Annotated in this window: 8 protein-coding genes and 1 pseudogene; 7 read left to right on the top strand and 2 right to left on the bottom strand. The window is 72.1% G+C overall.

The window, feature by feature from the left end; translation table 11 throughout:
• Positions 1 to 117 precede the first annotated feature (117 nt).
• Both Q7F20_RS15730 and Q7F20_RS15725 read left to right on the top strand, forming a co-directional pair.
• Entirely contained in the window at positions 118 to 990 is an 873-nt protein-coding gene (locus Q7F20_RS15730; protein ID WP_305741009.1) for a patatin-like phospholipase family protein, read from the top strand.
• 60 nt (positions 991 to 1,050) lie between these two features.
• A complete protein-coding gene (locus Q7F20_RS15725; RefSeq protein ID WP_305741008.1) occupies positions 1,051 to 3,150 on the top strand; it encodes an alpha/beta fold hydrolase in 2,100 nt (699 codons plus the stop codon).
• A gap of 376 nt (positions 3,151 to 3,526) precedes the next feature.
• Here the strand turns inward: Q7F20_RS15725 and Q7F20_RS15720 are convergent, their stop codons facing one another.
• Entirely contained in the window at positions 3,527 to 4,720 is a 1,194-nt protein-coding gene (locus Q7F20_RS15720; RefSeq protein WP_305741007.1) for an acyl-CoA dehydrogenase family protein, read from the bottom strand.
• A 46-nt stretch (positions 4,721 to 4,766) separates the two neighbouring features.
• Between Q7F20_RS15720 and Q7F20_RS15715 the strand changes: the two genes are divergently transcribed.
• From Q7F20_RS15715 to Q7F20_RS15705, 3 genes are all read left to right on the top strand, one after another.
• Positions 4,767 to 5,342, top strand: coding sequence for a QsdR family transcriptional regulator (locus Q7F20_RS15715; protein WP_305741006.1), 576 nt, complete (start codon positions 4,767 to 4,769; stop codon positions 5,340 to 5,342).
• Positions 5,339 to 5,782 (top strand): thioesterase family protein, encoded by a 444-nt coding sequence (locus Q7F20_RS15710; protein ID WP_305741005.1) that lies wholly within the window; start codon positions 5,339 to 5,341, stop codon positions 5,780 to 5,782. Before Q7F20_RS15715 ends, Q7F20_RS15710 begins: the two co-directional genes overlap by 4 nt.
• A gap of 109 nt (positions 5,783 to 5,891) precedes the next feature.
• Entirely contained in the window at positions 5,892 to 6,116 is a 225-nt protein-coding gene (locus Q7F20_RS15705; protein WP_305741004.1) for a hypothetical protein, read from the top strand.
• 168 nt (positions 6,117 to 6,284) lie between these two features.
• Here Q7F20_RS15705 and Q7F20_RS15700 read toward each other — a convergent pair whose 3' ends face one another.
• Complete coding sequence (locus tag Q7F20_RS15700) at positions 6,285 to 9,743, bottom strand: bifunctional proline dehydrogenase/L-glutamate gamma-semialdehyde dehydrogenase (RefSeq protein WP_305741003.1); 3,459 nt, start codon at positions 9,741 to 9,743, stop codon at positions 6,285 to 6,287.
• 81 nt (positions 9,744 to 9,824) lie between these two features.
• Between Q7F20_RS15700 and Q7F20_RS15695 the strand changes: the two genes are divergently transcribed.
• On the top strand, positions 9,825 to 10,727 hold the full coding sequence (locus tag Q7F20_RS15695; RefSeq protein WP_305741010.1) for a LysR family transcriptional regulator: 903 nt from the start codon (positions 9,825 to 9,827) through the stop codon (positions 10,725 to 10,727).
• A 138-nt stretch (positions 10,728 to 10,865) separates the two neighbouring features.
• Positions 10,866 to 11,217, top strand: a pseudogene (locus Q7F20_RS15690) (hypothetical protein); the annotation flags it as partial.

Here is an 11,217-nt window from a genome sequence, read left to right as displayed (position 1 = left end):
CGGGCCCGCACCGCGCCTCCCGTCCGACGCTGCGCACGACCAGGGCCGCACTCACCCGCTCTCCACAGGTCACGTCGCGCGCCCCTGCGCGTCGTCCGCACCTGGTAAGCAGGACGCATGACCGACGTCTCCACGCCCACGCCCGGAACCAGAGCACTCGTCCTCGGCGGTGGTGGCATCGCCGGCATCGCCTGGGAGCTCGGGGTCCTCTCCGCGCTGCAGGACGCCGGGATGGACCTCGACGCGGCCGACCTCGTGGTGGGGTCCAGCGCGGGCAGCGTCGTCGGCACGTTCGTCCGGTACGGCGCGGTGCAGCAGGCGTACGACCAGCAGCACGCCGCCGTACCGACCACCTACGAGGAACCCGTCCCCATCGACGGCGAGGACTTCCAGCAGCGCATCGGGGCGGTGCTCGAGGGAGCGTCGTCCGAGCAGGACGCGCGCGCACGACTCGGGCTCCTCGCCCAGCGCACCACCGACGGACAGACCGACGACGAGCGCACCGCGACCTTCGCCGAGACGCTCCCGTCGACCGAGTGGCCGCCGAGGCCGCTCGCCGTCACCGCGATCGACGCGACCGACGGCACCTTCCGTGTGCTCACCGCTGCCGACGGCGTCCCGCTCCCCCGTGCGGTCGCCGCGAGCTGCTCGGTGCCGCTCGTGTGGTCGCCGGTCGGGATCGAGGGCCGGCCCTACGTCGACGGGGGCATGCGCTCCGCCACCAACGCCGACGTCGCGGCCGGGTACGAACGCGTCCTCGTGATCGCCTGCGGCCCCGAGGGACCGTCGCCGCTCGGGCCGTGGCTCGACGTCGCGGTCGAGGGACTCCGGGCGGCCGGCAGCTCGGTCGAGGTCGTCGTCGCGGACAGCACCTCGCAGCAGGCCTTCGGCGCGAACTCGCTCTCCCTCTCAACGCAGGCCCCCGCTGCCGATGCCGGACGGACGCAGGGCGCCGCCGTGGCCGAGGGCATCGCCGCGTTCTGGGCATGAGTTCTCCACAGAGCGTCGTGTGACCGGCTCGGGGCCCGGGAGCGCCGCTAGCGTGGGTGCATGACGACGCCGTTCACGGACCTCGACCAGTACACAGCCCTCCCCCGAGTGGACGGGATCGCGGTGAGTCCGGACGGCTCCCGGGTCGCCCTCACGGTCAGCGTGCTCGACGCCGACGGCACGGGCTATCGGCGGTCGGTGTGGGCGGTCCCGGGGTCGGACGACACGGCCGCTCCGGTGCGACTGACGCGCTCGGCGAAGGGCGAGGGCGGCGTCTCCTTCACGCGCACCGGTGACCTGCTGTTCGTGTCCGCCCGCCCCGACGGCGACGGCGAGAAGGACAGCGACGCCGCGCAGCTCTGGGTGCTGCCCGCCGCCGGTGGCGAGGCACGTCCGGTGACGAAGCTCGCGGGCGGGGTCGGCGGGGTGATCGGCGCCGCATCGCACGCCGACACCGTCGCGGTGACCGCAGGGCTGCTGCCGGGCGCCGGCACGGACCGCACGGGCGTGGTCGCCGCCGACGCCGAGCTCCGTGGGCGTCGCAAGGAGCGGAAGGTGCAGGCGATCCTGCACGAGACCTACCCGGTGCGGTTCTGGGACCACGACCTCGGCCCCGACGAGACGCACGTCCTGACGCTCGACCTCGGGACGCTGGCCGAGGCGTCGACCGCTCGCGACGTGTCGACGAGCACCGACGACGACCCCGCGACCTACCCGAAGCACCTCCCCGTGCTCACCGATCTGACGCCCACCCCGGGCCGGTCGCTCGAGCACGTCGACGGGGTCCTCTCGCTCGACGGCTCCGTCGTCGTCGCGACCGTCGGCGCGCAGGAGGCCCGTGGCTCCCGCTCGACCGTCGTCGCGTTCGACGTCGCGACGGGCACGCGCACCGTCCTGCTCGACGATCCCGACGTCGACCACGAGATGCCGACGATCAGCCACGACGGCCGGACGCTCGCGTGGGTCCGGACCGAGCGGTTCACGCCCCGGGGCGCGACGGCGCAGGAGATCTGGGTCGCCTCGCTCGACGGCTCCACGCTGTCCGGAGCCCGGCGGATCGCGGTGGAGTGGGACCGCTGGCCGAGCGAGCTCGTCTTCACGCACGACGACGGCGCGCTCCTGGCGACGGCGGACCACGACGGTCGCGCCCCGGTCTTCCGGATCCCGCTCGACGGAGGCGCGGTCGAACAGCTCACCCACGACGACTGGGCGTACTCGAGCCTGCGCGTGGCGGCGGCGAGCGGGACCGTGGTGGCGCTCCGTGCCTCCTGGGCCGCCCCGCTGCACCCCGTCCGGATCGACGCGGACGGCACCGTGACGACCCTGGCGACCCCGGCGCCCCTGCCCGAGGTGCCCGGCCACCTCGACGAGGTCGAGACGACCGCGGCCGACGGCTCCCGCGTCCGTGGCTGGCTCCTGCTGCCGCCCTCCTCGGACGGCGACGGCCCGCGCCCGCTCCTGCTCTGGATCCACGGCGGTCCGCTCAACTCGTGGAACCAGTGGTCCTGGCGCTGGAACCCGCAGCTCGCCGCGGCCCGTGGGTACGCCGTGCTGCTGCCGGACCCGGCACTGTCGACCGGGTACGGACTCGACTTCATCAACCGCGGCTGGAACGCGTGGGGGCAGGCGCCGTTCACGGACCTCATGGCGATCACCGACGCCGTCGTCGCCCGCGCCGACATCGACGAGACCCGGACGGCTGCCATGGGCGGGTCGTTCGGCGGCTACATGGCGAACTGGGTCGCCGGGCACACCGACCGGTTCCGGGCGATCGTCACGCACGCCAGCCTCTGGGCGCTCGACCAGTTCAACGGCACGACGGACATGTCGCAGTACTGGCAGTCGATCTTCGACGAGACCGGGCTGCACGAGAACGACCCGCACCGGTTCGTCGCGGACATCACGTCACCGATGCTCGTCATCCACGGCGACAAGGACTACCGGGTGCCCATCGGCGAGGGGCTGCGCCTCTGGTCCGAGCTGGCGGAGCACCACGCAGCGGGCGACGGCACCATGCCGCACCGGTTCCTGTACTTCCCGGACGAGAACCACTGGGTGCTGAAGCCGCAGCACGCGGTGGTCTGGTACGAGACCGTGTTCGCGTTCCTCGAGCAGCACGTGCTCGGGGGCGAGTGGCGCCGGCCGGAGTTGCTGGGGTAGCGGGGGCGCCGCATCGGGTGCAGGCGCGGGCGGGGCGCTTGGGGCTGGGTGCGGGCGGAGGCGCCGGGGCCGGCGTTGTGGCACGACATCGTCGATGTCGTACGACGACCGCAACGTCGCTGCCCTGCGTATGCAACTGTTGCGCGCGCAACGAACGACATAGTCGCTGTCGCACGACATCGACGACGTCGCACCCGCGCGCCCGCAACTGTTGCACGCGCAAGGCTCGACAAGGCCGCTGTCGCACGACATCGACGACGTCGCACCCGCGCGCCCGCAACTGTTGCACGCGCAACGAACGACAAGCCCGCTGTCGCACGACATCGACCACGTCGCAACACCGAGGCACCGGAACCGGAGCCGCGCCCCCGCCCCGCTACACGAACGCAGCCTGCCCCGTGATCGCCCGCCCCACGATGAGCGTGTTCACCTCGCGCGTCCCCTCGTACGAGTAGATCGCCTCGGCGTCCGCGAAGAACCGCGCTACGCCCTTCTCGAGCACGATCCCGTTGCCGCCCTGCACCTCGCGGCACCACCCCACGGTCTCGCGCATCTTCGCGGTCGCGAACGCCTTCGCCATCGCCGAGTGTTCGTCGCCCCCGGTCCCGGCGTCCTGCATCGCCGAGGCCTGCGTGCACAGCGCGATCGACGCCGTGATGTTCGCCAGGGACTTCACGAGCAGGTCCTGCACCATCTGGTGCGACGCGATCGGCTTCCCGAACTGGATCCGAGTTCGGGCGTAGTCGAGCGCGGCCTCGTAGGCCCCGACCGCGATGCCGATCGCCTGCCACGCCACCTCGGTCCGGGTCAGGCGGAGCACCTCGGCCGTCGCGCGGAACGAGTCGGCGCGCTGCAGCCGTCGCGACTCCGGCACCCGGACGTCGGTCATCACGATGTCGGCGTTCTGCACCCCGCGGAGCGCGATCTTGTCCTCGATCTTCGTCGCCGTGAACCCCGGCGTGTCCGTCGTGACGAGGAATCCCTTCACCTGGCCGTCGGCGACGTCCTTCGCCCAGATCACGACCACGTCCGCGAAGGTGGCGTTGCCGATCCACCGCTTCTCGCCTTCGAGCACCCACGTGTCGCCCTCGCGCCGCGCCGTCGTCCGGAGTCCGCGAGCGGAGTCGCTACCGGACAGCGGCTCGGTCAGCCCGAACGCCCCGACCACCTCGCCGGAGGCCATGCGCGGCAACCACTCCTGCTGCTGCTCGTCACTGCCGGCCACCGCGATCGAGTTCATCGCCAGGCCGGACTGCACCCCGATGAACGTCGCGACGCTGGCGTCCACACGCCCGAGCTCGAGCGCCGCCCACCCGCGGTACACGGCCGAGTTCTCGAACTGTCGCACGAGCGGGATGCTCGGCCCGTACATGCCGAGCTCCGACAGCGGCGTGATGACCTGCTTCGGGAACTCGGCGCGAGCCCAGTACTCGTCCGCGATCGGGCGGACGTCGGACTCGAGGTACGTGCGCAGCCGCCCGAGGGACTCGCGCTCCTGGTCGGTCAACCCCTCTTGGAACCGGTAGAAGTCGGACTCGAGGAGCGCGGGGATGGCCGTCGTCAGTGACATACACTGATCGTGCATCATTCTCCGAAACGTTGCAAGAGAGGGTCGCGTGTACACATCGGATTCAGCGCTCAGCGCGTTCCGGGAGGCGCGACACACCTTCATCGCCGGCTCACGCATCGACATGGGCGCGTTGGCCGCTTCGCTCGGCGTGGACCGCACGTCGCTGTTCCGGTGGGTGGGCAACCGTGACCGGCTGCTGTCCGAGATCCTCTGGTCGCTCGCGGTGCCGACGTTCGACGCGGCTGCCGCCGCGGCCGCTCCCTCCGGGGCCGCGCGCATCGTGGACGTGCTCGACCGCTTCACGGCGGACCTGATCGACGCGCCGTACTTCCGGTCGTTCCTCACCCGCGAGCCCGCACGCGCTCTGCGCCTGCTGACCACCACCGAGAGCGATGTGCAGAGCCGCTTCGTCGGCCGGGTCACCGCGCTCGTCGACGAACAGCGCGCGACCGGTGCGTTCGACCCCGCGCCGCTCTCGGCCGAGGAGCTCGCCCGCCTGCTCGTCCGGATCTCGGAGTCCTTCACCTACGCCGACCTCATCTCCGGCGAGACGCCGGACCCCCAACGCGCTCGAGCGACGTTCGAGTACGTCCTCCGACCCACCACGACAGGAGTCCGATGACCATCGCCGACTACCCCTTCGTCCGGCTCTACCCCACCCGGTGGAACGACAACGACATGTTCGGGCACGTGAACAACACGCTGTACTACAGCGCGATGGACAACGCGGCGACGTACTGGTTCCGCGAGCACGCCGGGCTCGACCCGTTCACGTCGGAGTGGATCGCGGTCGTCGTCTCGTCGAGCTGCCGGTTCGTCGAGTCGGCGGTGTGGCCGGACGTCATCGAGGTCGGCATGCGGGCGAAGCACCTCGGGAACACGAGCCTGTCGTGGGAGTTCGGCCTGTTCCGGCAGTCCGACGGAGCCCTGCTCGCGACCGGCGAGTTCGTGCACGTCGTCATCGACCGGGAGGGCGCCCGTCGACCGGTCCCCCTCCCCGACGACCTGCGCAAGCTCGTCACCGCCACGATGACCGTGCCCGCCGCGGTCCCCTCCGACTGAGCCCCGCACAAAGAAAGGCCTCCCGAACCGGGTGCAACCGCGGTTCACTTGCACTGCCGTTCCGCTACACCCGCCGGAACTGACGACGGCACAGCCGTAGGGTCGGGCCGTGGGCTTGTGGTTCTGGGTGTCGATCTTCTTCATGGCGTACGGCGTCGTGCTGCTCGTCTTCCCGAAGCAGTTCGCCCGGTGGGGGCGGAAGATGGAAGAGATGCAGGGCGACCGCTGGGCGGCCTCGATAATCACGCCGGCGTTCATCCGGGTGATCGGCAGCCTCTTCATCGTCGGTCCCGGCCTGACCCTGATCGAACTGCTGTTGCACCGGGGACCGTGACCGCCGCACGCCACCCGGCGCGGATCGTCCCCGCACAACCGAAGTGCTCCCGAACCGCGGGTTCGCGTGGTTCGAGAGCACTTTGGTTGTGCGCGGCACCCGCCGCCGAGCCGCCGGGCCGCCGGGCCGCCGAGCGAGCGGCGAGGCGGACGCCCCGCGGCACCCGGGCTAGATCAGGTCGTCGGTCAGGTGGTTGGGCGTCCCGAACCGGTGCGCCGTGATCGACACCGCCTGCTCCCGTACGAACGGCAGGACCTCGAGGCGCCCCGCCTCGGTCACCGGCTCGCCGTACACGGCCACGTCCGGCCGCCCACCGATCGCCGTGTACAGCGCCGAGGTGTCACCGCCGATGAGCCGCACGCGCCCGGACGGACCGCTCGCCACCGCCGAGGCGAACGCCGCGTCCGAGTGCGACTGCGTCAACGACCGGACGTTCGGCAGCGCCCGGACGGCCGATGCGACCGCGGTCGGCAGGGTCGACACGGTCGAGACGTCGAGCGTCGTGCCGGCACGGACCGCCGCTGCGATCACACGGACGAGGTCGGTCACGGCGTCTTCCGCAGAGGACGCCAGCCGCACCCGCACCGCTGGGTACGGCAGGTACCGCGCGATGTTCCGCTCCGCCGTCAGTGCGGACACGTCGTTCGCGGTGCCGAACAGCGACGCCCAGGCCTGCTCGTCGGACGCCACGGCCCGGTCGAGCGACGGCGACGACACACCCGCAGCACGCACGAACGCGGCGACCGGAGCGGACGGGGACGAAGAGGCCACAGCCGGAGCCGGCTTCCACGACCCGAGCCCGAGCAGGTAGTTCAGCCCACCCGCCTTCGTCCCGGCGCCGACGGCCGACTTCTTCCACCCGCCGAACGGCTGACGGCGGACGATCGCACCGGTGATGCCGCGGTTGACGTAGAGGTTGCCCGCCTCGATGCGCGACAGCCAGGTGCCGATCTCCGCCCGGTCGAGCGAGTGCAGGCCGGAGGTCAGGCCGTAGTCGACCTCGTTGACGATGTCGATCGCCTCGTCCAGGGTGCGGGCGGTCATGATGCCGAGGATCGGCCCGAAGTACTCCGTGCGGTGGAACGCCGAACCACGGCGGACGCCGTCGCGGACCCCGGGGCTCCAGAGCTTGCCGGTGTCGTCGAGCTTCGTCGGGCGCACGGCCCAGGTCTCCCCCGCGCCGAGCGTCGTCAGACCGTCGAGCAGCTTGCCTGCGGCGGGCTCGATCACGGGCCCCATCTGCGTCGTGGGGTCGGTCGGGTAGCCGACGGTCAGCGACGACACGGCGTCGATGAGCTGCGAGCGGAACCGGCGCGAGGTGGCGACGGAGCCGACGAGCACGACGAGGGAAGCGGCCGAGCACTTCTGTCCGGCGTGCCCGAAGGCCGAGGCGACGACGTCCTTCACGGCGAGGTCGAGGTCGGCGGACGGGGTGACGATGATCGCGTTCTTGCCCGAGGTCTCGGCGAGCAACGGCAGGTCAGGCCGGAAGGACCGGAAGAGCTCCGCGGTCTCGTACGCCCCGGTGAGGATGACCCGGTCGACGAGCGGCGACGACACGAGCTGCTGCCCGAGGTCGTTCTCCGACACCTGCAGGAAGGCGAGCACGTCCGACGGAGCGCCCGTGGCGTCGAGGGCGGTCTCGATGATCGAAGCGAGGACGGCCCCCGAGCGCTCGGCCGGCGGCGCGGGCTTCAGCACGACGGCGGACCCGGCGGCGAGCGCGGCGAGGGTGGACCCGGCGGGGATGGCGACCGGGAAGTTCCACGGCGGGGCAACGAGCGTGAGTGCGGCCGGGGTGAAGGACGCGCCGTCGACCTCGTCGAGCTCGGCCGCGAGCGAGCCGTAGAAGTGTGCGAAGTCGATCGCCTCGGACACCTCGGGGTCCGCCTGGTCGATGGTCTTGCCGGTCTCCGACGCCATCACTTCGACGAGCGCGGCGCGGTTCGCCTCGAGCGCGTCGCCGACGGCGTGCAGCACTGCGCCGCGCGCGGCACCGGACCAGGTCCCCCAGGCCGCACCGGCGTCCCGGACGCGACCGAGGACGGTGTCGAGGGTCGTGGCGGAGTCGACCCGCGCCTCCTGGACCGCACGGACGCCGAGCGTCGACGACGCGACGCGCGCGGTGATGGCGGCGCCCCACTCACGGTTGGCTGCGACCGACGGGTCCGTGTCGGGCGTGTTCTCGAAGTGCCCGGGGCCGGGGCGACCGACGGCGGCGTAGCGGTCCGCGACGCGGTGCGCCTCCGGAGCGAGGAGGCCCCCGGACTGCGAGAGCGGCTCGAGCGAGGCGCGGAAACGCTCTTCTTCGCGGGCGAACAGCGCCGGCGAGGACACCAGGGAGAACACCGCGGACATGAAGTTCTCCTGCGACGCGCCCTCTTCGAGGCGGCGGATCAGGTACGCGATGGCGACGTCGAACTCCTGCGGGTGCACGACGGGCGTGTAGAGCAGGAGCGAGCCGACGGTGTTCTTGACCGCCGCGGCCTGGCCCTGCGCCATGCCGAGCAGCATCTCGAACTCGATGCCGTCGCGGACGCCGCGTTCACCGGCGAGCAGCCAGGCGTGGGCGACGTCGAACAGGTTGTGCCCGGCGACACCGACGCGGACGTTCTCGATGCGCGACGGCGTCAGCGCCCAGTCGAGCACGCGCTTGTAGTTCGTGTCGGAGTCCTGCTTGGTGTGCCAGGTGGCGAGCGGCCAGCCGTGCACGGACGCCTCGACCTGCTCCATCGGCAGGTTCGCGCCCTTGACGAGGCGGACCTTGATGCCGGCGCCACCGCGGGCACGGCGGGCGGCGGACCACTCCTGCAGGTGTTCCATCGCCGCGAGCGCGTCGGGCAGGTACGCCTGAAGCACGATGCCGGCCTCGAGCGTCAGGAACTCCGGCTCGTCGAGGAGCTTCGTGAAGACCGCGATGGTGAGGTCGAGGTCCTTGTACTCCTCCATGTCGAGGTTGATGAACTTCGCCGGGGATGCCGACGCCGCACGGCGGAACAGCGGACGCAGTTTCTCGATGATGTCCTCGACGGCGTGGTCGAACGCCCACGGGGAGTGCGGGTGCACGGTCGAGGAGACCTTGATCGACACGTAGTCGACGTCGTCGCGGGCGAGGAGCTTGTGGGTGCCCTCGAGTCGGCGGGCTGCTTCGCCCTCGCCGAGCACGGCCTCGCCGAGCAGGTTGACGTTGAGCCGGACGCCGTCGCGCTTGATCTTCGCGATGGCGGGGCCGAGCTTGGCGTCGGTGGCGTCGACGATGAGGTGGCCGACCATCTCGCGGAGCACGCGGCGGGCGATCGGGACGACGATGCCGGGCAGTGCCGGTGCCATGCCGCCGCCGAGCCGGACGAGTCCGCGGAGCGCGGCGGGCAGGAACCCGGGAGCGTTCGGGGCGATGGCGCGGAGCTTGCGTGCGGCGACGCCGAGGTCCTCCGGCCGCACGACACCGTCGACGAACCCGACGGCGAAGTCGAGTCCGGCGGGGTCGGCGAGGACGCCGGCGAGCTGCTTCGCCGAACCGTCGACCGGGTACGTCTCGGCTTCGGCGAGCCACTGTCGCACGAGCGCGACGGACTGGTCCGCGAGGGCGTCGTGGTCGGTGGCGGGGTGCTCGTGCAGCGTCGTCATGGGATCAGTGTGGAGCGCCGGACCCTTCAGCGGAAGCAACGGTTGGTGATGGATACCCGTAAGTTCCGCTACCGTGAAGACGTGCTCGACGTCCGCCGCCTCGTCCTCCTCCGGGAGCTCTCCATCCGCGGCACGATCGCCGCCGTGGCCGAGGCCGTGAACTTCACCCCGTCGGCCGTCTCGCAGCAGCTCTCGGCGCTCGAACGCGAGGCCGGTGTGCCCCTGCTGCGCCGGGCCGGACGGCGGCTCCAGCTGACCCCGCAGGCCGAGGTCCTCGTCGAGGCCGCCGGGCACGTGCTCGACGTCCTCGAGCGGGCGCAGTCCGAGGTCGAGGGGACCATGCCGACCGTGCAGGGCCGGATCCGGGTGGCAGTGTTCCAGTCGGCAGCGCTCGCCCTGATGCCGAACGCCCTGCACGCGATGGCGACCGAGCACCCGGACGTCCGCATCGAGATGGTGCAGCGGGAGCCGGAGACCGCCCTGCACGAGACGTGGATCCGGGACTTCGACATGGTCATCGCCGAGCAGTACCCGGCGCACGCGGCACCGCGGTTCCCCGGGCTGCAACGCGAGGACCTCACGACCGACGCCGTCCGGCTCGCCCTGCCCCCGGTCGACACGGCCCTCGCGCCGGTGTCGTCGATCGAGGACGCCGCAGCGCTGCCGTGGGTGATGGAGCCGCGCGGGACCGCCTCGCGGCACTTCGCCGAGCAGGTCTGCCGTCGCTGGGGCTTCGAGCCCGACGTCCGGTACGAGACCGCGGACCTGCAGACGCAGATCCGGCTGGTCGAGTCCGGGAACGCCGTGAGCCTCATGCCGGACCTCATGTGGACGGGTCGGACGACGACCTGCCGGTTGGTCGAGCTGCCGGAGCACCCGCGCCGGACGATCTTCACGGTGGTCCGTGCGGCCGGGTCCTCGTCGCCGGCGGTCCGCGCCCTGCGCGAGGCCCTGGAACGGGCGGCCGCGACGGTCGGCGACTGACCGTCGCGGCCGAAGCGGCCCGCGCTCGGACGCCGTTACCGGATCGAGACGGACCGGGTCGTCAGGATCGTCCCTGGCGCGACACCTCCAGGATGAGGGCACCTCCCGGTGCCCCACACAGCATCCAGGGGGGATCCCATGAAGCAGTCCTGCACCGCCAGAGTCCGACGCGGCGCCGCCATCGGCGCAGCCGTCGCCGTGGTCACCGCATCGTCCGCGTTCGGCATCGGTGCCGCGAGCGCGATGGCCGACGAGGCTCCGACACCGGTCACGCCCGCCACCGCCGTCACTACCGGCGCGTCCGACGGCTCGGGAGGCGCGGCGAGCGACCCGACGTCGGCCACCGCCGACGAGACGGGGACGACTCCCCCGGTGGTCACCGGCGACCCCGCAGCCTCGCCGGAGCCGGCCCCGACGTCCGACCCGACGACGGAGCCGACGGCCGGCTCGAGCGCCGACCCGACCGCGCCGCCCGAGCCGTCCGCGCCGA

The sequence above is a fragment of the Curtobacterium sp. A7_M15 genome (genome assembly GCF_030705415.1).
GTDB lineage: Bacteria > Actinomycetota > Actinomycetes > Actinomycetales > Microbacteriaceae > Curtobacterium.
Note: the sequence above shows the minus strand (reverse complement) of the source record. Positions and strands in the feature narration are given on the sequence as shown.

What these genes read in the sequence shown, in the direction of transcription:
- Q7F20_RS15720 (WP_305741007.1), bottom strand. Translation starts at nt 4,720, where the DNA reads ATGTCACTGACGACGGCCATCCCCGCGCTCCTCGAGTCCGACTTCTAC.
- Q7F20_RS15725 (WP_305741008.1), top strand. Translation starts at nt 1,051, where the DNA reads ATGACGACGCCGTTCACGGACCTCGACCAGTACACAGCCCTCCCCCGA.
- Q7F20_RS15700 (WP_305741003.1), bottom strand. Translation starts at nt 9,743, where the DNA reads ATGACGACGCTGCACGAGCACCCCGCCACCGACCACGACGCCCTCGCG.
- Q7F20_RS15710 (WP_305741005.1), top strand. Translation starts at nt 5,339, where the DNA reads ATGACCATCGCCGACTACCCCTTCGTCCGGCTCTACCCCACCCGGTGG.
- Q7F20_RS15730 (WP_305741009.1), top strand. Translation starts at nt 118, where the DNA reads ATGACCGACGTCTCCACGCCCACGCCCGGAACCAGAGCACTCGTCCTC.